Origin of the sequence: Streptomyces sp. NPDC032472, from assembly GCF_040636955.1 — a bacterium.
In the GTDB taxonomy this organism is placed as follows: Bacteria; Actinomycetota; Actinomycetes; order Streptomycetales; family Streptomycetaceae; genus Streptomyces.
Genome location: NZ_JBEZVK010000073.1, coordinates 1 through 17,742, shown reverse-complemented (window position 1 = coordinate 17,742; position 17,742 = coordinate 1). Strand labels below are relative to the sequence as shown.

At 72.1% G+C, this 17,742-nt stretch carries 20 protein-coding genes and 1 pseudogene; 9 read left to right on the top strand and 12 right to left on the bottom strand.

What is annotated here, in order from left to right:
- Positions 1-77: 77 nt before the first annotated feature.
- On the bottom strand, positions 78-521 hold the full coding sequence (locus tag AB0F11_RS31760) for a nuclear transport factor 2 family protein (RefSeq protein WP_362181188.1): 444 nt from the start codon (positions 519-521) through the stop codon (positions 78-80).
- Positions 522-657: 136 nt separating this feature from the next.
- Here AB0F11_RS31760 and AB0F11_RS31755 point away from each other — a divergent pair, with 136 nt between their 5' ends.
- A complete protein-coding gene (locus AB0F11_RS31755) occupies positions 658-1,236 on the top strand; it encodes a helix-turn-helix domain-containing protein (protein WP_362181185.1) in 579 nt (192 codons plus the stop codon).
- A gap of 81 nt (positions 1,237-1,317) precedes the next feature.
- Here AB0F11_RS31755 and AB0F11_RS31750 read toward each other — a convergent pair whose 3' ends face one another.
- The 3 genes from AB0F11_RS31750 to AB0F11_RS31740 form a co-directional block, all read right to left on the bottom strand.
- Entirely contained in the window at positions 1,318-1,854 is a 537-nt protein-coding gene (locus AB0F11_RS31750) for a GNAT family N-acetyltransferase (RefSeq protein WP_362181182.1), read from the bottom strand.
- A gap of 111 nt (positions 1,855-1,965) precedes the next feature.
- Entirely contained in the window at positions 1,966-3,177 is a 1,212-nt protein-coding gene (fabV, locus tag AB0F11_RS31745; RefSeq protein WP_362181179.1) for an enoyl-[acyl-carrier-protein] reductase FabV, read from the bottom strand.
- A gap of 253 nt (positions 3,178-3,430) precedes the next feature.
- Positions 3,431-4,276, bottom strand: a complete 846-nt coding sequence (locus tag AB0F11_RS31740; RefSeq protein WP_362181176.1) for a patatin-like phospholipase family protein — start codon at positions 4,274-4,276, stop codon at positions 3,431-3,433.
- Between the two features lie 82 nt (positions 4,277-4,358).
- Here AB0F11_RS31740 and AB0F11_RS31735 point away from each other — a divergent pair, with 82 nt between their 5' ends.
- Positions 4,359-4,919: a TetR family transcriptional regulator gene (locus AB0F11_RS31735; RefSeq protein WP_362181174.1), complete on the top strand. Its 561-nt coding sequence runs from the start codon at positions 4,359-4,361 to the stop codon at positions 4,917-4,919.
- A gap of 114 nt (positions 4,920-5,033) precedes the next feature.
- Here AB0F11_RS31735 and AB0F11_RS31730 read toward each other — a convergent pair whose 3' ends face one another.
- Complete coding sequence (locus AB0F11_RS31730; RefSeq protein WP_362181171.1) at positions 5,034-6,188, bottom strand: hypothetical protein; 1,155 nt, start codon at positions 6,186-6,188, stop codon at positions 5,034-5,036.
- 445 nt (positions 6,189-6,633) lie between these two features.
- Between AB0F11_RS31730 and AB0F11_RS31725 the strand changes: the two are divergent.
- Positions 6,634-6,996, top strand: a pseudogene (locus AB0F11_RS31725) (C40 family peptidase); the annotation flags it as partial.
- Positions 6,997-7,111: 115 nt separating this feature from the next.
- Here the strand turns inward: AB0F11_RS31725 and AB0F11_RS31720 are convergent.
- Complete coding sequence (locus AB0F11_RS31720) at positions 7,112-7,630, bottom strand: carboxymuconolactone decarboxylase family protein (protein ID WP_362181168.1); 519 nt, start codon at positions 7,628-7,630, stop codon at positions 7,112-7,114.
- Positions 7,631-8,035: 405 nt separating this feature from the next.
- Here AB0F11_RS31720 and AB0F11_RS31715 point away from each other — a divergent pair, with 405 nt between their 5' ends.
- A complete protein-coding gene (locus AB0F11_RS31715) occupies positions 8,036-9,091 on the top strand; it encodes a helix-turn-helix domain-containing protein (protein ID WP_362181165.1) in 1,056 nt (351 codons plus the stop codon).
- A gap of 37 nt (positions 9,092-9,128) precedes the next feature.
- Here the strand turns inward: AB0F11_RS31715 and AB0F11_RS31710 are convergent, their stop codons facing one another.
- Both AB0F11_RS31710 and AB0F11_RS31705 read right to left on the bottom strand, forming a co-directional pair.
- Positions 9,129-9,398: a hypothetical protein gene (locus AB0F11_RS31710; protein WP_362181162.1), complete on the bottom strand. Its 270-nt coding sequence runs from the start codon at positions 9,396-9,398 to the stop codon at positions 9,129-9,131.
- 136 nt (positions 9,399-9,534) lie between these two features.
- On the bottom strand, positions 9,535-9,951 hold the full coding sequence (locus AB0F11_RS31705; protein ID WP_362181159.1) for a hypothetical protein: 417 nt from the start codon (positions 9,949-9,951) through the stop codon (positions 9,535-9,537).
- Between the two features lie 188 nt (positions 9,952-10,139).
- On the opposite strand from AB0F11_RS31705, the gene sigJ reads away from it, so the two are divergent.
- A complete protein-coding gene (gene sigJ, locus AB0F11_RS31700) occupies positions 10,140-11,093 on the top strand; it encodes an RNA polymerase sigma factor SigJ (RefSeq protein WP_362181156.1) in 954 nt (317 codons plus the stop codon).
- Between the two features lie 99 nt (positions 11,094-11,192).
- On the opposite strand, the gene AB0F11_RS31695 is transcribed toward sigJ, so the two are convergent.
- Positions 11,193-12,281, bottom strand: coding sequence for an FAD-dependent oxidoreductase (locus AB0F11_RS31695; protein WP_362181153.1), 1,089 nt, complete (start codon positions 12,279-12,281; stop codon positions 11,193-11,195).
- Positions 12,282-12,478: 197 nt separating this feature from the next.
- Here AB0F11_RS31695 and AB0F11_RS31690 point away from each other — a divergent pair, with 197 nt between their 5' ends.
- Together AB0F11_RS31690 and AB0F11_RS31685 are read left to right on the top strand one after the other, a co-directional pair.
- Complete coding sequence (locus AB0F11_RS31690; RefSeq protein ID WP_362181150.1) at positions 12,479-13,378, top strand: RNA polymerase sigma-70 factor; 900 nt, start codon at positions 12,479-12,481, stop codon at positions 13,376-13,378.
- A gap of 89 nt (positions 13,379-13,467) precedes the next feature.
- A complete protein-coding gene (locus AB0F11_RS31685) occupies positions 13,468-14,466 on the top strand; it encodes a glutathione S-transferase C-terminal domain-containing protein (RefSeq protein ID WP_362181147.1) in 999 nt (332 codons plus the stop codon).
- Between the two features lie 48 nt (positions 14,467-14,514).
- Here AB0F11_RS31685 and AB0F11_RS31680 read toward each other — a convergent pair whose 3' ends face one another.
- Positions 14,515-14,937 (bottom strand): TipAS antibiotic-recognition domain-containing protein, encoded by a 423-nt coding sequence (locus AB0F11_RS31680; protein ID WP_362181144.1) that lies wholly within the window; start codon positions 14,935-14,937, stop codon positions 14,515-14,517.
- Positions 14,938-15,118: 181 nt separating this feature from the next.
- Between AB0F11_RS31680 and AB0F11_RS31675 the strand changes: the two genes are divergently transcribed.
- Both AB0F11_RS31675 and AB0F11_RS31670 read left to right on the top strand, forming a co-directional pair.
- Positions 15,119-15,262 (top strand): hypothetical protein, encoded by a 144-nt coding sequence (locus AB0F11_RS31675; RefSeq protein WP_362181141.1) that lies wholly within the window; start codon positions 15,119-15,121, stop codon positions 15,260-15,262.
- A 55-nt stretch (positions 15,263-15,317) separates the two neighbouring features.
- Positions 15,318-15,794 carry a hypothetical protein gene (locus tag AB0F11_RS31670; RefSeq protein WP_362181138.1) on the top strand — a complete coding sequence of 159 codons (477 nt, stop codon included), beginning with the start codon at positions 15,318-15,320 and terminating at the stop codon, positions 15,792-15,794.
- Between the two features lie 44 nt (positions 15,795-15,838).
- Here AB0F11_RS31670 and AB0F11_RS31665 read toward each other — a convergent pair whose 3' ends face one another.
- Positions 15,839-17,047, bottom strand: coding sequence for an aromatic acid exporter family protein (locus AB0F11_RS31665; RefSeq protein ID WP_362181135.1), 1,209 nt, complete (start codon positions 17,045-17,047; stop codon positions 15,839-15,841).
- Between the two features lie 83 nt (positions 17,048-17,130).
- Positions 17,131-17,742, bottom strand: a 612-nt coding sequence (locus tag AB0F11_RS31660) for a sigma-70 family RNA polymerase sigma factor (protein ID WP_362181132.1), incomplete at its 5' end; no start/stop codon positions are given.

Sequence of the window (17,742 nt, the reverse complement as noted above, 5' to 3'; positions counted from 1 at the left end):
TGCCGGGTGCTACCAGGGTGGCCGGTGCGCCCGGCGGAGCGTCGGCATTGCGCCGGGCGGGGGCGCGTCCGGGGGCACTACTGCTTGGCGTCCAGCGCCGCCACCAGCTGCGGCAGGTTGCCGCCGGCCAGGACGAGGGCCAGGTGGTCGTGGAAGTCCCGGGTGTGGACGATCAGGCCGTCGCGCACCCGCAGCACCTGGATGTTGGCGGCCTCGACGGACCGCCCGCTCTCCTGGTTGTGCACGTGGTAGTCCCACTCGGCGACGATCACCTCCGGGTCGTCGGTCTCCCGGATCACCACGTTCTTGGCGGTCAGTCGGAAGGGCGAGACCGCGGCGACCTGCGCGAACCGCTCGTGGAGGGCGGCCCGCCCCTCGAAGCGGCGGGGCCCGACCGGCTCGAAGACGGTTTCCACCACGGCGTCCTCGGCATAGAGCCGGGCCAGCTCGGCGAACCGCCCTTCGGTGATGCCGTCGAGCAGACTCCGGAAGACCTCGCGCGGCGACCGCGTTTCGGACATGATCAACCTCCGGCAGACTCGGGCGCTAGAATCGGACTAGCGACTCCGTTTCGATATGGCCGACGATACGGACTGGCGACTCCGGTTGTCCAGGGGCGACTTCGGCCGCCTGCCGGGCGGGGAAGGGGCAAGAAGGATGAACGGTGCTCAGCAGCGACCGCTGCGGGCGGACGCGGCACGCAACCGGGCCAGGCTGCTGGACGCGGCCACGGAGGTGTTCACCACCCGCGGCGTCGGCGTACCGACCGAGGAGATCGCCCGGACCGCCGGGGTCGGGGTGGGGACGCTCTTCCGGCACTTCCCGACCAAGGAGGCGCTGCTGGAGGCGGTGATGGTGCGCAGGCTGGAGGCCATTGCCGCGCGGACCGCGGAGCTGGCCGCCGACGCCGAACCGGCCGAGGCCTTCTTCGACGCCTTCCGGCTGGTGATCGACCAGTCCGCCGGCAAGAACGAGTTCAACCGCGCACTCGCCGCGGCCGGGGTGGACGCACACGAGTCCCTGCAGCAGTCGAGCGCGGCGATCCGCGAGCAGCTCGCCCGACTCCTGGCCGGAGCCCAAGAGGCCGGGGCGGTTCGCCGGGATCTGGAACTGCCGGAGCTGATCGCCCTGTTGGTGGGCACCACCGCCACCATGGAGCAGCTCGGAGCGGACACGGCGGCCCGGGAGCGGATCTTCGACGTGGTCTTCGCCGGTCTGCGACCGCCAACGCACTGACGGGTACGGTCCCGGCGAGGCGCGGACGGGCTCAGGCACGCGCTCCGGACCATGCGACACCCCATGCGCGCCGACCTCGGATCACGTCCGGGGACCCGGGCTCCTGACTGCCGACTCCCTTGGCGGCGGCATCGGTGCGTGACGCCGTCGTCCACTCGAAGCGGACGGCAGGCGTGTCGAAACCGGCTCGCGCACCATGAACACGTCCACCGGGTCCTCGGTCTCCAGCGTGAATCCGTGCCGTTCGTACAGCCGCCGGACGGGACTGCCCTGCAGGGCATTCAGTCGGACCGGGGTCCCCTCGCTGTCGCACTGCTCCATCAGCCGGCGCAGTACGGCCGTACCGATGCCCCTGCCCTGCACGTGCGGGGCCAGGTAGAAGTGCTCCAGCCGGCGGCCGTCCTCGGCTGGCCGCAGCGACACGCAGCCGGCGAACGCACCGCCCACCTCGATCACCCAGGTGTGCTCCGGAACGAACCCGTCCCGCAGTCGCTGCCGCACCCGCTGCTCGTCGTACCGCCCGAGGCGCTCCAGGTCCGCCCGCAGTACCACGGCCCGCAACTCGGCCACCGCCTCAACGTCCGCTGCCGAAGCCGGCCGAAGCCCCCAGTCCACCATGATCGTCAGACTATCGCGCGCCCTGAACGGGCCGCCTTCGCCGAGACATGGAACAGGCCGTGAAACCGCGGCGGGCCGGCCGGGGCCCTCGACCCCGCCGGGCGGCTCGACCTACAGGTCGCCGCCGTCGAGGTTCGGCCAGGGGACCGTGGTCTGGGACGGGGCTTCGTAGTCGACTCCGGGGACGTGCCACCCGTAGAGCCGGCCGACCTGCGTCCGGAACCAGTCGGTGTCGGCGAGTTCGGCCAGGGTGTCGGTGGTCGCGGCGGCCCAGCGTTCGTGGACGGCGGCTTGGACCTTGTCGTCCATCTCCCAGCCGTCGAGGCGGATCCGCTGCTCCCGGTCGAGCTGGAGCGGCGCCGCGCCGGTGAGCTGTTGCCACAGGGCGGCGGCCTGCCGGGCGGTGCTCTGGAAGTCGTCACCGAGCACGGCACGCAGGAGGCTGGTGTAGAGGGCGATGGACGGGATGGCGGTCGACGCCTGGGTCACCGCCGCGCCGGCGACCACGGTGTGGGCCCGTCCGCCGAGCGGGGCCAGGTCCTGCTGGAGACGGCGCGCGGTGTCCTCCAGGTGCTGCTTGGCCGCGCCGATGGTGCCGGCCCGGTAGACCGGTGCGGTCAGGTCGGAGCCCACGTAGGAGAGCGCCACCGTGTGGAAGCCGTCGTGGATGAGGTTCCGCTCCGCCAGGGCGTCGATCCACAGCTTCCAGTCGGCGCCGCCCATGACCTGCACGGTCGCGTCGCGCTCCGCGTCGTCGGCGGGCTGGAGTTCCAGGGAGCCGACGGAAGGCGTGTGGCCGTCGAACTGCAGGGTCTTGGTCCGGTACGCGGAACCCAGCGGCTTGATCACCGAGTTGTGGACCTCACCGGTGACGGGGTCGGTGCGGCGGGGCGCGGCGACGCTGTAGACGAGGTGGTCGACCCTGCCGTACCGGGTGGCGAGGTGCTCCAGCGCCTCATCCTTGGCCGCGGCGGAGAAGGCGTCCGCGTTGAGGAAGGCGAAATCACTGTCCGGCCCGGCGAGTGCCGCGGTGCGGGCGGTCCGGTACCAGCCGCCGGAGGCGGTGCGGCGCTCGGTCTCGGGGGCTTCGAAGGCGATGCCGAGTCCGCGCATGCCGTACGTGCGCAGCGCGGCGACCGTGGCGGCGAGGCCGTAGCCGGCGCTGGAGCCGATGATCAGGGCAACCGGTGCCGCCGCGCCGGCCGGGCCGGTGCGTGCAGGGGTGCGCTGCCACAACTCGTCGACGACGGCTGCGCAGCCCTCGGGGTGGGAATTGACGTACAGGAAGCCACGGTTGCCGGGCTTGATCTCGCGGAGAGTCATCGGTTTCCTTCGTGCGGGGTGTTGATCACCGGCCGGGTCTCCATCCTGACTCGATCAACCCCTGGGCGGATCTGGCGACTTGTGCCAGCGTCCGCTCGGGAATCTTGTCGATGTCGCCCTCATCCGCGCAGCCTCCGCGGAGCGGCTGAGAGCGCCGGCGCATCCGGTTGTCAACTCCCCTGCCGGGCACGGGAAACCGCCAGGTCGATCCGGCACAGGGCTCCCCGGGCGGTCGGCCTGACCTGATCGGTGGTCAGCCCGCTTCGGTTGCCGTCCTCCACGTGGAGCGGAGCTGCGCGACGGCCTCGTCCGCCTGGCGAAGACCCGCTTGGTAAGCCGGTTCCCAGGCTGCCGGGTCGCCCGGGTCCGAGCCGAAAGCACGCACCGAGGCGGGGTCGGGGCCGATGGTCACCACGGTGTCCGCCCCCACGGCCGCCAGCTGCTCGTTGAGCGGCTCGCGGGGAAACAGGTGCGCCATCGGCTCGACCACGACCAGGGTGCGGGCTCCGGCAGCGAGGTCGGCGTTGGTGCCCGATCGCAGCGCACCGTCCAGGTAGCGCCGGCCGTCGATGGCAACCGGCGGCGCCGCGCCCGGGAAGGCGCTGCTCGCCGCCACTGCGGACACCAGGGGCACGCCGCTGTCGCGGTCCCACACCACGGGCTCGCCGGTGGTTGCGTCCACGGCCGTGATCAGCAGTCGTCGCTCCGGCCACCTGTCCGCACCGATCAAGGCGGCGCGCCCCGCGATCAGCGCCTCGTCGGCCTGGGGGTCGATGCTGTCGAGCGCGAGCCGGCCGACGCGACGCCTGGCCTCGTCCGGTTCCAGGCTGCGGTCGCCCAGCACGGCGAACACCTGGCCCATCCGCGCGGGGTCCGCCTCGATCCGGTGAGCGGGCCGGCGAGCCGCAGTCGCGAGCCGCCCCGGGTCCTGCCCGGTGGCGAGGAGCGTGCCGACGATCGCGCCGGCCGACGTGCCGACGATCAAGTCGGCTTCGCCCAGATCCGTGCCGTGGAGGCGCAACCCGTGGGCCAGCCCCGCCATCCAGGCCGTGCCGACGTGACCCCCGGGGCCCAGGACGAGTGCTCGGTCGGTGCGCATGGCGATCCCCCCCTCGTTATTGAAACAGTCGTACCATATATTCACTGACGCTGTTTCGCTTCCGAGTTGCAGGAGATCCGCCGTGGGGCGACCCGCAGATCCCGCCCGTCGTGAGAACACACTGGCGCGGGCGACCGACTACGTGCTGGCGCACGGGTTGGCCGGGCTGAGCCTGCGGCCACTGGCCGCGGCCCTCGACACCAGCCCACGGATGCTGCTCTACGACTTCGGCAGCAAACAGGAGTTGGTCTCCGCGGTCCTCGCCGAGGCCCGTCGCCGAGGTGCGGGGCGCATGGCCGAGCACCTTCCGGCGGCGACGGGCTCCGCGCAGGAGAGGCTGCGTGGCATCTGGGCGTGGATCAGCGCGGACGAACGCGCTCCGTTCGTGCGGCTGTTCTTCGAGGTGCATGCCGACGGCCTGGTCCACCCCGAGAACTACCCCGACCAGGGCCGGGCGATCACGGACTGGTTCGACACCCTCGGTGCCACCTTCCGCGACGTCTCCACCGGTCCCGAGGACACCGTCACACCCACGTTGATCATGGCCGTCGTCCGGGGTCTGCTGTTCGATCTCACAGCCACCGGCGACCGCCACCGCACCGATCGCGCCCTGGACCGCTTCGCCGAACTCCTGCGGCACTGAACGCACGAGAGCCTGGTCGAGCGCGATCTTGGTCGGCGGGAGTTGCGGCGCTCGCGTCCCGGCCGCCCGGCGCCCGGGGGCGCGGGCGCCCTGCGGACCGGTCGGCCGTTGCGTTCAACGGTCGGCCGGCTCCTCCGGATGCGGCGGCGGGGTCGGGGCCGGGCCGGCCGGGGCGGTGGCCAGTTCGGCCAGGAGGGCCGCCGCGAGGTTTTCGCGGCGCATGCGCTGGTCGACGTAGAGCATGGCGGTCACCAGTTGGGTGAAGCCGATCTGGAAGACCTGGCTGACGGCGCCGCCGAGGACCGCGACGAGGACGCCGCTCACCATTGCGGTGATCGCCCCGGCCGAGGGACTGCCGCTTTCGGGCAGGCCCTGCAGGGCGGAGAGCAGCGTGACCGAGCCGACGAGGTTGAACGGCAGTTGGATCAGCCAGGAGATCGCACCGCCCAGCATGCCGGCGAGCACGGTGATGCCGAAGATGCGCCACCAGTCGCCCCGGACCAGTGCGGCCGAACGGCGCAGCGCCCTGACCGGGCCCGCGCCCTCCATGACCACGGCGGCCGGGGCCAGGGCGAAGCGGGTGCTGAGCCACACGGCGGGCGGCAGGGCGGCCAGCAGCAGAACCGGCGGGAGACCCAGGAGCGCGGTCGCGCTGTCGTCGGCAGCCGCGGCGACCATCACCGGTACGGCCACCGCCAGCGCGACCAGCACCGGGGAGCCGGCGATCAGGACGCTGAGGAACGTGGCGCCGGCCACCGCGGGAGCCCGGCGGACGGTGGCGCCCCACAGGGCGCGGAAGGTCGTGGGGCGGCCCATGACCGCCTCCTTGAGGACCGCCGGACAGAGCGCTGCGAGGACCGCCATGCCCAGCAGACCCATGACCACGAGGAGTACGAACAGGATGCAGGCCGCGACGACCAGCGGCACGACGTGCTCGGCCGCCGGTTGCTCACCCTGCGGGAGCCCGAAGACGGGCTCGATGTGGCGGTGGACGGCGGCCACGGCGATGCCCACCGCGAGGGCCATGACGGGCAGGGTGCAGGCCTGGACTGCCAGGACGACTCCGGCCAGTTGCTTCCAGTGACGGCGGATGGTCGCGAACGATCCGCTCAGGATCTCGCCGACGGCCAGCGGGCGCAGGGGAATCACACCCGGCTGCAGTGCCGTTGGTGCCGTGGCTCCCCACTGCGGGGCGCCGCCGCCCCAGTCGCCCCCGTACTCCCCCGGCCCCGGGAATCCCGTGGCTCCCGGACCGCTGTCGTGCGTCATGCGCGTGCTCCGTGTGTCGTCCCCCGATGGGAGCACAACATAGCGCAGCCGATCAGGGGCATGACAGCGCCGCCGGGCACCCAAGTCCCGTCGCCCAGAGGGCCGGACGGGGCGGCCCGGCCATGCAGATCATCCTTATTTATCCGGAGCTTTTTACCCAACCGAGATATTTCGCGGCGTGTCCGAAAACGTCCGCCACACATCGGCCGAGAACAATGGGCGGTCGTCGAGAGCCAGTACACATGTCACCGAAGAGCAACCTTTCCCGGCCGTTCCTGCACCTGAGTGCGGAAGGGGATCACGATTGCCCTGCTCCACAACTGACCGCAGCAAGCCCGCCGAGAAGCGGAAACCGAAACAGCGCAGCAGCCGACGCGCCCCCCGCTCTCTCACCGTCTTCCTCATAATCGCCCTGGCCAACGTCTACACCCCCGCCACACCGGCCGAGGCGGCCTCCGCATACGGCGCCAAGGCGGTCGCCATCGCCGCCTCCAAGAAGGGCGCCCCTTACGCCTATGGCGCAACGGGGCCCAAGAAGTTCGACTGCTCGGGTCTCACGCTCTACGCCTTCCGAAAGGCGGGGCGACGACTCCCCCGTACTGCCGAGCAGCAATACCGGAGCACCCACCACATTTCGCGCCAACAGCGCGCTCCGGGAGACCTGGTGTTCTTCGTCACCGGCTCCGCCATTGCCCACGTGGGCATTTACGCCGGTCACGACAAGATCTGGCACGCGCCTCGACCCGGCACCCGCGTACGGCTGGAACGGATCTGGACCGTGAACACCCGCTACAGCCGTGCCGACTGATGCGCGGCCGGCTGGTGCGCGGCCGGCTGGTGCGCGGCCAAAACGGTTCACCGTACGGGGCCCGGGCGCTCGTCGTGCATCCGCAGTGCGCGACGAGCGCCCCGGAGGGATCAGGTCAGCTCCACTGCTCGTTCGCGAGGGAGCTGACCGGCTGCGGCTTGCCGATGACCGCCAGGGCGATGAAGAAGTTGATCTGGCCGATCGCGATGGTGAGGGTGGCCAGCGCCTTCTCGTCGTAGTGCTTCGCCACCTCGGCGTAGAGCACGTCGGACACGCGCTCCTTGCCGTGCGGGGCCGGCTGGAGGGTGGCCTCCACCAGCGCGAGGGCGGCGCGCTCGGCATCGGTGAAGTACGGGGCGTCCTGCCAGGAGGAGACGGCGGTGATGCGCTCCTCGGACACCCCTGCCTTGCGCAGGAAGCCGGTGTTCAGGATCGTCAGGTAGGTGTTGCCGACGATCTGGCCGGCGCGCAGGTGGACGAGGCTCATGGTGGTCCGCGGCACCGAGCGGTTGCCGGTGGCCCTGAAGAGGGCGGCGCTGATGTCGCTCAGCTCGGGCACGAACTCGGCCGGGTTCGGCATCCGCGAGATCGACGTGTTCGGGTTCGTTTCCGGGCTCGGGTTCGTGTTCGTCATGGCGGGGGCTCCTTTGCATCGGCCTGTTGTCGGCGACTTCACAGCACTGACGGATCGGCTCGCCCGGATGTGACAGGAGACCGGAAGATTTTTCGCAGCGCGCTCCGTGCCTGGTGACGGCGGCCGTGTGCTCCTGGTCTGTCACCAGGGCCCTCCTCCGCGATGGGACAGGAGCCCGCGACCCCCGTGCGCGGGCCCCTGCTTCACCTCGCCTCCGGCGCATGGACCGGGGGCGATCACTTCGATCAACACGCTAGGGCCGAAAGGCCCCTTCGACCGGGGGCAGTCCACGCCAGTCGGGGGACCGTGCGCGCCGCAGGGGGACTTTCCGCGCCGTGAAGGGGACACTCGGCGCCGCACTCCGGTGATCATATTGAAATTGGATCTGGTCTATGCTCACCCGCTGTGGTCTCGCACGCGCACTCGGGGACGACCTCCTCCGCCCTCACCCGCCTGAACGTCAACGCCGCACGCCGGCTCGGCATCCCCCCGGCCGGCTACGCGCACCTGCTGGGCCTCGCGCCCGAGCACCTGCACGACGACCTGTGCCGGACGCCCACCCTCACGAGCATCCGCATCGCGGAACTGATGACCGTGCACGCTCCGTGGACCGGGGTGGCCGGGGCACTCGCCCAGCAGGCGGGCATCGGCAGCCTCGGCGTCTGGGACTATCTGATCACCTCCGCGGCCACACCGCTCGACGGGATCAGGGACGCCGCGGCCTGCTTCGCGGCCGTCGCCGACGTGGGTACGGACAGCCTCGCGATCAGCGAGGACGGGGACCAGATCACGATCAGCCACGTCAACGACGCGGATCTGGCGTACGAGGCCGCGTGCGCCGTGAACGCCGGCTCGCTGGCCGTCTACCACCAGCGGCTCTGTGAGGCCGCACAGCGTCCCCTCGTGCCGCTGCGCGTCGCGCTGGCCGCCGAAGCACCCCGCCGGCACGGCGACCTGACGGAGCTGTACGGCACCCGCTCCGTCGACTTCGAGGCGCCGGTCAGCTCGATCACCTTCCTCGCATCCGACCTGACCGCGGCCTCGCCCCGCGCCCAGCCGGGACTGTCGGCCGTGCTGCGTAGACACGCCGAGCAGATGCTCGCCGCCTCGGTCCCGCTGCACGACTGGCTGGATCTGTTCCGCACCGCCCTGGCCTGCGTCCACGACGAGACCGCTCCGACGCTGGCGGCGGTGGCACGGCGCATGGCCGTCAGCACCCGTACCCTTCAGCGCCGCCTCGACGAGCACGGCACCACCTGGAGCAGCGAGGTCGAGGCCGTGCGCCGGGACCGCATCACCCGGCTGCTGCACGAGACCGACCTCAGCGTCGACGCCATCGCCGCCCGCAGCGGGTACGCCGACGCCCGCGCCCTGCGCCGCGCGGTCCAGCGCTGGTACGGCACCACTCCGGCCGCCCTGCGCCGCACCGGCCGACCGCGCAGCGGCGCGGGAGCGCCCTGAGGCCGCCGGCGGGAGGCGCTGCCTCCGGGGGCCGGGCTCAGACCCGGCGCAGGTGCCGGGCGAAGAGGGCGCGGGCCCGTTCGAGGTCCTCGGGCGCGGCCGCACCGCGCTTGGGCAGGACGAAGAAGTACCCCAGGCTTCCGGTGAGGACGAACAGGTCGGGCGTCTCGAACCACCAGGGGCAGGACTGCCAGTCGGCGCTGACGCCCTCCTCGGCCAGGGCCGTGCCGGTGGTGGTCAGACCGTTCTCGGTGAGCGTGGTGCGGCAGGTTCCGTAGGCCGCGTGGGTGCGGTACTGGTCCGGCATCCGATGCCTGCGGAACCACTGGCGCAACCGCCGCAGGGCCGTGGCGTAGTCCTCGGCGGTCGCGGCGTAGTCGAACCGCGCGGTGTCCGGGGCGGCACCCCCGCGACAGCCGTTCGCTGCCGGGCACTGCCGTGCATCAGGCCCGGGCCGACCGGCTCCTGCCCGCGGCGCCCTGCGGGACGGTCAGGGACCGGCCCAGCGCCAGCATGCTCAGCCCGAACATCAGGACGCCCAGGGGGACATGGACCGAGGGTTCGTGCGCGATGCCGAGCACCACCTGCACCGAGGCGAGGAGGAGGAAGCCGGACGCGTACGCGATGGGGCGGGGCGATCCGCCGCCCGGCCGCCACGCCAGGACCGCGGCGAGCACGTACAGCATCGAGGCGCCGTACATCACGCGCGCTCCGATGCCGTGCAGGAGCTCCCCGTAGGAGGTGGACAGCAACAGCCCCGCGCTGACCGCCTGGAGGAAGAGGGTGAGGGTCTGCAGGGCGGTTGCGGCCTGCAGGAACGTGAAGCGGCTTCGCTGTTGTGCCGTCGGCTGTACGGTCATGGCGCGGTCCCCTCGTCTGCCTCGCGGCGTCGGATGCGGTGTCTCTCAGTGGTCCGACGACGCAGGGCCGCGAAGTGTGAGGCGAAGTGACGGGGGTCACCATGCGGTGCGGTGGTCCGGCGGCAGGGCGAGGGCCGCACCGTACGGGAAGTACGAGGAACCACGAGGAACAGGGAGCGGCGGCGCGTATGAACACCCCATCCGAGGCGGTGCGGGAGCGGTCCGAGCCGGACCCGGGCCCGGTCGTCGGCGAGCGGCGGCAGTTGATCAACATTGCGTACCGGCTGCTCGGTTCGCTGGCCGAGGCCGAGGACGCCGTACAGGAGGCCTACGCCCGCTGGTACGCGATGCCGCGGGAGCAGCAGGAGGCCATCGCGTCGCCCGGCGCCTGGCTGACGACCGTGGCCTCCCGTGTCTGCCTGGACCTCCTCGGATCGGCACGGGTGCGGCGCGAGCGCTACGTCGGGGAGTGGATACCCGAGCCGCTGCCGGACCGTACGGAGTGGATCGGCGGGCCGGCGGGCGGCGGCAGCAGCACCGAGCCGGCCGATCCCGCCGACCGGGTGACCCTGGACGAGTCGGTGAACATGGCGTTCCTCGTGGTGCTGGAGTCGCTGACGCCGGCCGAGCGGGTGGCGTTCATCCTGCACGACGTCTTCCGCTACCCGTTCGCCGAGGTCGCGGAGATCGTCGGGCGGACGCCGGCGGCCTGCCGACAGCTGGCCTCCTCGGCCCGCCGGCGCGTGAGCGCCGCCCAGGCCCCGGCCGCCGCACCGCCGGCCGGGCAGGCCGTGCGGGTGGTGCGGGACTTCAAGGAGGCGTGGGAGGCCAAGGACATCGGGGCCCTCGTCGGGCTGCTCGACCCCGACGCCCGCATGTTCGCCGACGGCGGCGGGCAGGTCAGCGCCGTCCTGCGCCCGGTCGAGGGCAGCGAGCGCATCGCCGAGTACCTGATCCACATCGCCGGCAGGGCACCGGGGCTGACGCTCCTGGAGCGGACGGTGAACGGCCGGCCGGGCCTGGTCGCCCAGCACGCCGGGGTCACCGTCACCGTGGCGGCGTTCGGCCTCGCCGACGGCCGCGTCACGCACATCTGGGCGGTCCGCAACCCGGAGAAGCTGCGCCCCTGGACCGCCGAATAGCCCTGGGTCGTGGCCGGGGCGTCCGCCGCCGCTCCGGCCCACGCCACACCGGGCCGCCTTCCGGCCCCACGCCGGCTGCTGCCGGTCCGCCCCTGCGGTTCAGGAGCCGGAGCCCGTGCGGGCCGCGTACCTGCCTCCGCGGGACGCCAGTTCCTTGAGGACGGTCGCGGTGCGCCCGGTGAGGGAGGCCGGCCGGAGGGTGTCGTCGGGCCGGGTGAACTGGGCCACCGCCTTCTTCCGTCCGAGGGTCACGGCCCTGGCGAGGTAGCGCAGCGCGTACGGCTCGGGCGCGCGGCCCTCGGTGAGCCGGGCCAGGGTGTCGGCCGCGTGGGCCGCCTGGGGTGAGGCGATGGCGCAGGCGAAGCGGGCTCCGGGGACCGCCGCGCAGTCGCCGACGACGAAGATGCGCTCGTCGTCGATGCTGCGCAGGTAGGCGTCCACGAGCGCGCGGCCGTCCGCATCGACCCGCAGACCGCTGCGCGCAGCGAGGTCGGGTACCCCTGACACGATCGCCCACAGGGTCAGGTCGCAGGCGTACGCCGCTCCCGACCGGAGGCGGACGGTGCCGTCGGAGGCGTCCGTGAGGGTGTCGTCCACGATGTCGACCCCCAGTCGCTCCAGACCGCTGCGGACGTGCCGGTGGGCACGGTGGGAGAAGATGTCGGCGACGCTGGGGCCGACGATCCGGACCCTGAGGTCCGGCCTCGCCTCCGCCACCTCGGCCGCCGTCTCGATGCCCGTGGCACCGCCGCCGACCACGGTGACCGTGCTGCCGGCGGGAAGCGCGGCGAGCGCCGCGCGGGCCAGCTCCGCGCCTTCCCAGGTCCCCACGGGGACCGTACCCGGCATGGGCCGGACCGTGCTGCCGACGGCGAGGAAGGCGTAGTCGAAGTCGAGGCCCGTGCCGTCTTCGAGGGTGACGCTGCCGTCGCCGATCTTGTCCACGGTGCCGACCCGCGCGGTGATCCCGGCGCGCAGCATCGACGCGAGGGGCGTCGCGGCGGCCCCGGTGCCCGCGACCTGCTGGTGCAGGCGTACGCGCTCCACGAAATCGGGGCGCGGGTTGACCACCGTGATCTCGGCGCTCCGCACCTTCTTGGCAATCCGGTTCGCCGCGAGCGTGCCCGCGTATCCGGCTCCCACCACTACCACCTTCGTCGTCTTCGTCGTCTTCGCGATCTTCGCCATCTCGTCCTGCCTCGCCCTCTTCGTATCGGCCGCCCGTCGGGGCCGATCGGTCGCACAAGAGATGCCGGCGGGCCGGGGCCTGTGACATGCGGAGGCTGTGGCGCCCGTCACAGCCTGCCCGGCGCTGTCACAAACGGGCGCGGACCGGCGTCTTGTGGTGACGCAGTCGAGAGGCCCAAGGAACAGGAGACACCGATATGACCGAGGACGGCCGCCGTCCCGACCCCGCCAACGAGGCGTTCGTCACCCACCGGAATCTGCTCTTCACCGTTGCGTACGAGATGCTCGGCTCGGCGGCGGATGCGGAGGACGTCCTCCAGGAGACGTGGCTGCGCTGGATCGGGGTGGACCTCGACGCGGTGCGCGACCGGCGCGCGTACCTGATCCGGATCACCACCCGGCAGGCGATCGGCCGGCTGCGCACGCTCGGCCGGCGCAAGGAGTCCTACGTGGGGCCCTGGCTGCCCGAGCCGCTGCTCACCGCGCCGGACGTGGCCGAGGACGCCGAGCTGGCCGACAGCATCTCGATGGCGATGATGCTGGTCCTGGAGACGCTCGGGCCCACCGAGCGGGCGGTGTTCGTGCTGCGGGAGGTCTTCGACCTCGGGTACGAGGAGATCGCGGAGGCCGTCGGCAAGAGCACGGCCGCGGTCCGGCAGATCGCGCACCGGGCCCGGGGCCACGTGGCCGCACGGCGGCCGCGCGGTGTCGTCTCCCCGGCCGAGGCCCAGGCCGCACTGGGGGCCTTCCAACGGGCGGTCGAGACGGGCGACCTGCAGGGCCTGCTCGACCTCCTCGCGCCGGACGTCGTCGCCCTGAGCGACGGCGGCGGCATCAAGCAGGCCACGCCGCGGCCCACCGTGGGCGCCGAGCGGGTGGCCCGCCTGCTGGCCGCCGGTGTGGCGGTGTGGGGGCCCGTGGCGACGCTGGAGCAGGCCCAGATCAACGGCCACCCCGCGCTGATCGTGCGGATCGACGGCGAGATCGACCTGGTCGTGGCCATGCGGATCGAGGAGGGGCTCATCACCGGCATCTACTCCGTGCGCAACCCCGAGAAGCTGACGCGCGTGGAACGGGAGACCGCCGTGAGCCGGTGAGGCGGTGGGCCGGTGACGCGGGCCACCGGGCCGCGAACCACCTCGCGCGCGCCACGTTCGCCGCGGCCGGTTCGGGGTAGGCGCCGCAGGTGAGCTATGTGACTCCCGGCAAGGAGTACTCGCGGGACAGCCGGTACATCACCACGCGCATCACCGCCGACGGGCGGGACGGGTTCCCCGTCGAGCCCGGCCGCTACCGGCTGGTGGTCAGCCGGGCCTGCCCGTGGGCGAGCCGGGCGGTGGTCGTGCGGCGCCTCCTCGGGCTGGAGGAGGCGCTGCCGATGGCCATCGCCGGGCCGGTGCACGACGAGCGCAGTTGGGCCTTCGACCTCGATCCCGGCGGGCGGGACCCCGTACTCGGCATCGAGCGGCTCCAGGAGGCCTACCTCGCGCGGGACCCCGGGTACGACCGGGGCATCACGGTGCCGGCGATCGTGGACGTGACCACCGGCAAGGTGGTGACCAACGACTTCCCGCAGATCACGATCGACATGTCGCTGCAGTGGAGGGCCCATCACCGCGCCGGCGCGCCCGAGCTGTATCCGCCCATGCTGCGGCCGGAGATCGACGCCGTGAACGACATGGTGTACCGGGACGTCAACAACGGTGTCTACCGGGCCGGGTTCGCCGGCTCGCAGGAGGCGTACACCGCCGCGTACGAGCGCCTGTTCGCCCGGCTCGACTGGCTCTCCGCGCGGCTCGCCCGCTCGCGGTACCTCGTCGGCGACACGATCACCGAGGCGGACGTACGGCTCTTCACCACGCTCGTCCGCTTCGACGCCGTGTACCACGGGCACTTCAAGTGCAACCGCCACAAGCTGGCCGAGATGCCGGTGCTCTGGGCGTACGCGCGGGACCTGTTCCAGACGCCGGGCTTCGGTGACACCGTCGACTTCGACCACATCAAGCGCCACTACCACCTCGTGCACCAGGACATCAATCCCACCGGCATCGTGCCGGCCGGCCCCGACCTGTCGGGCTGGCTCACCGAACACGGCCGCACCGCCCTCGGCGGCCGCCCCTTCGGCGACGGCACCGCCCCCGGTCCCGTGGCCGATGCGGAGCGGGTGCCGGTTCCCTCGCCCTAGGGTCTTGGTTTCGGATCAGCGGGCGGATCACCCGTCCGTGTCGCCCGACTACGCCGAAGCCTCGGCCCCTGCGCTGGGGGCGAACCCGCTCCCCTGCTCGGCGAACACCTTGATCGCGGCGCCCAGGAACTCCACCATCCCGGGGTGGTAGGAATCGTGGAACGCCCTCATGGCCTCGTCCTCGGCGTAGAAGAGCGACATGCCGACGTACGCCTCCCTGGAGGGGGTGTAGAACCGGGAGACGATGTCGAAGTGCCTGCGGACGAGCTCCTGGATCTGCTGGTCTCCGGGCAGGGCACCGCCGTCCAGGAAACCCGTGATCTCCCGGTACAGGACGTCCCAGTCCTGGTGGACCCGCTCCCTGTCCACATGTTCCCAGTCGTTGGTCCCGGCAAGGCTCTTCGCCTGCTCCTCGGCCAACGCCCGGCGACACTCGTCCTCGTAACTGTTCCCCACGGCACCGGTTCCCATCGTTTCGTCACCTCTCCGGTGGATCCCCGAGAGGCCGCCGACATGTCGACATCGACCGTCCGCCGATGATCAACTGCCGGTCCAGGCCGAACGGTGGCACACAGCCACCGGGTCGGCAAACCATTTCTTGGACCCTCCGGCGCTCCGTCCCGGTCAGCCGGCGGCGGAAGGGCGCAGTTCAGTGAGCCGGAGGTCGGCCGAGGAGGTCCAGCGCTTCGTCGACACCACCCTCGGCGACGCCCGCACCCACGCCTGCCACGAGGTCGACGCGGACCACGCCTTCGCCGGCCGCCCCCTCGGCCTGAACCCGTCTCCGGCCCCGTAGGCCAGGGCGCGACCGGCGGGTCGTGGCTCGACTGCGTGTCAGTGAGGATGTGCAGGTGTTCTACGAAGATCTCAGCGAGTACGACTACCAGGACGAGGACGCGTTCACGGACAGGGAGTCGGGCTTCTACGCGCTCTGGTATCGGCCGCCATACACCCGCCTGAGCATCGGGTGGTTGGAAGCCGGCAAGCCGTATGCGACGGGGACGGTCCCCGCGGTGTTCGTGGAGAAGTTGAAGGCGGTTCAGGAGGTCCAGTGGATGAACGTCTGCCTCGGGGTGCACGAGTGCGACCTGTGCTCTGGGGAGGAGCCTCCGGAAGGGAACGGGGAAGTGCGGATCCCGGGCCGACCCGGCATCGCCTATGCCGCTCCGTCTCTCATCACGCACTACGTCACTGCCCACGGATACCGTCCGCCGCAGGTGTTCATCGATGCCGTTCTCGCCGTTGATCTCGCCGTATGGGCCGCCGCACGATGGCCCGACGTCCCCTTCCCTTGGGTCCCGGATGAGGCCGAGCGCATGCTGGAGTAGGGCCGAGCGACACTGCGTGCGCTCGACCTCCCGGGACAGAACACCTAGGCCTGCGGGTTCCGGCGCCGCCGGCCGGTCAGGCGTTCCCGCAGGCCGACCGGGCGGTGCGTGCGGGTGTGGTGGTCGAGTTCCTCCAGCAGGCGCTGGGAGCGTTTGTCCACGCCGAGTTCGTCGAGGACCCGGTCGATCTCGGTGAGCAGTGCGCCGTGGAACTGCCACTGCGCGGGTTCCTCGTGAGCGGAGGTCCGCAGCAGTTCCGCGAGCCGGTCGCGGTGGTCGCGGGCCACGGCCAGCTCGGCGGTCAGGCGGGCCTCCGCCTCCTCCGCGTTGGCGGTGACCTGCGCGGTGATCAGCTGGGCGAAGCTCTCCACGGCGACGGCGGTGTGCCGCAGCACCTCGCGCAGCGCGGCCGCGGTCGCGGCGTCGAAGAGCGGACGGTCGGGGCGGGCCTTGGCGAGGTCGGTCAGGGTCCGGCAGGCCACGCGCAGGACCACGGCGCAGATCTCCAGGGTGTCCAGGCCGGTCCGGAGCACCAGCCGGAAGAGCAGGCCCTCCCTGACCCGGGGGTTGAGCCGGAGGCTGTCCTCGGCCTGCCGGAGGGCGGCGTCCACCTGGGCGATGTCGTTGTCGAGCCGCCGTGCCTCGTGGAGTCGGGCCGCGGCCTGTTCGACCTTGGCCGGCCCGAGCGGTTCCTCGCCGAGGTGGTCGAGCAGGCGTCCCATACGCCGGGCGAGGTCGGTGATGGCGGCACCCGCCGGGCCCACCCACAGGGGCGGGGCCACGAGCAGGTTGACCAGGAGCCCGATCACCGCGCCGATGACCGTTTCGAGGACCCGGTCCCAGGCGGTGTCCGCCACCTGGGTGACGCCGAGGACGAGCATGGCGCTGATCGCGACCTCGGGGACGAACTCGTCCACGCGCACCAGGTGGCCCACCGCGAGGGAGGCCAGGATCAGCAGGCCGAGGCTCCACCAGGTGAGGCCCACCAGCGCACTGAAGCCGATGGCGATCAGGACGCCGACGACCACGGAGTTCACCCTGCGGATGCTGGTGGTGAGGGTGGAGTACAGGGTGACCTGGACGACGAGCAGGGCGGTCAGCGGGGCGGTCAGCGGGCTCGGCTCGTTGCTGAGCCGGAGCGCGACCACGTAGCTGATGACGGCCGCCGCGGTGGAGCGCAGAGCCTGGACGGCGACCGGCTCGCGGCGGCGGCGGGCGACACGGTGGGCGAGGCTGCTGATCATTTCCGGCATGTCCGGGCGCCTTCCCCCGGCGGCGCCGGACGACGCCTGGCGGAGCGTTTCTTTCGCCATTTGCCGGTACGCGCACCTCCCGGTCAGCCGTTCAGCTGCTCGCGCAGGTCGCCCAGGGTGCGGGTGAGCAGGCGGGAGACGTGCATCTGGGACAGGCCGATCTCGGCGCCGATCTCCGCCTGGGTCAGCTCCTGGCCGAAGCGCAACTCGAGAATCCGGGTGCAGCGTTCGTCCAGGTCGGCGAGGAGGGGCGCCAGGGCGTGCCGGTTCTCGACCATCTCCAGCTCCGGGTCGGGGCCGCCCATGGTCTCGGCGAGGGTGCGCGGGTCCCGTCCGGGGGCGGGCGGCTGGCCGGCGCCGCCGGCGCAGTCCCGGGGAGCGTCGAGGGATTGGGCGGAGTACCCGTTGGCCGCGACGAGGCCCTGGCGGACCTCGTCCTCGGGGAGGTCCAGGTGCGCGGCGAGTTCCGCCGGGGTGGGCGCGTGGCCCAGTACGGAGGTCAGCTCCTCCGTGGCCTTGGCCAGCTGCGAGCGCAGCTCCTGGAACCGGCGCGGGACCCGTACGGCCCAACTGGTGTCGCGGAAGTGGCGTTTGATCTCGCCCGTGATGTACGGGAGGGCGAGGGTGGTGAACTGCGTGTTGCGGTCGGGGTCGTAGCGGTCGGTGGCCTTGATCAGGCCGATGATCCCGACCTG

What these genes read in the sequence shown, in the direction of transcription:
- AB0F11_RS31760 (WP_362181188.1), bottom strand. Translation starts at nt 521, where the DNA reads ATGTCCGAAACGCGGTCGCCGCGCGAGGTCTTCCGGAGTCTGCTCGAC.
- AB0F11_RS31755 (WP_362181185.1), top strand. Translation starts at nt 658, where the DNA reads ATGAACGGTGCTCAGCAGCGACCGCTGCGGGCGGACGCGGCACGCAAC.
- AB0F11_RS31750 (WP_362181182.1), bottom strand. Translation starts at nt 1,854, where the DNA reads ATGGTGGACTGGGGGCTTCGGCCGGCTTCGGCAGCGGACGTTGAGGCG.
- fabV (WP_362181179.1), bottom strand. Translation starts at nt 3,177, where the DNA reads ATGACTCTCCGCGAGATCAAGCCCGGCAACCGTGGCTTCCTGTACGTC.
- AB0F11_RS31740 (WP_362181176.1), bottom strand. Translation starts at nt 4,276, where the DNA reads ATGCGCACCGACCGAGCACTCGTCCTGGGCCCCGGGGGTCACGTCGGC.
- AB0F11_RS31730 (WP_362181171.1), bottom strand. Translation starts at nt 6,188, where the DNA reads ATGACGCACGACAGCGGTCCGGGAGCCACGGGATTCCCGGGGCCGGGG.
- AB0F11_RS31720 (WP_362181168.1), bottom strand. Translation starts at nt 7,630, where the DNA reads ATGACGAACACGAACCCGAGCCCGGAAACGAACCCGAACACGTCGATC.
- AB0F11_RS31710 (WP_362181162.1), bottom strand. Translation starts at nt 9,398, where the DNA reads ATGCCGGACCAGTACCGCACCCACGCGGCCTACGGAACCTGCCGCACC.
- AB0F11_RS31705 (WP_362181159.1), bottom strand. Translation starts at nt 9,951, where the DNA reads ATGACCGTACAGCCGACGGCACAACAGCGAAGCCGCTTCACGTTCCTG.
- sigJ (WP_362181156.1), top strand. Translation starts at nt 10,140, where the DNA reads ATGAACACCCCATCCGAGGCGGTGCGGGAGCGGTCCGAGCCGGACCCG.
- AB0F11_RS31695 (WP_362181153.1), bottom strand. Translation starts at nt 12,281, where the DNA reads ATGGCGAAGATCGCGAAGACGACGAAGACGACGAAGGTGGTAGTGGTG.
- AB0F11_RS31690 (WP_362181150.1), top strand. Translation starts at nt 12,479, where the DNA reads ATGACCGAGGACGGCCGCCGTCCCGACCCCGCCAACGAGGCGTTCGTC.
- AB0F11_RS31680 (WP_362181144.1), bottom strand. Translation starts at nt 14,937, where the DNA reads ATGGGAACCGGTGCCGTGGGGAACAGTTACGAGGACGAGTGTCGCCGG.
- AB0F11_RS31665 (WP_362181135.1), bottom strand. Translation starts at nt 17,047, where the DNA reads ATGCCGGAAATGATCAGCAGCCTCGCCCACCGTGTCGCCCGCCGCCGC.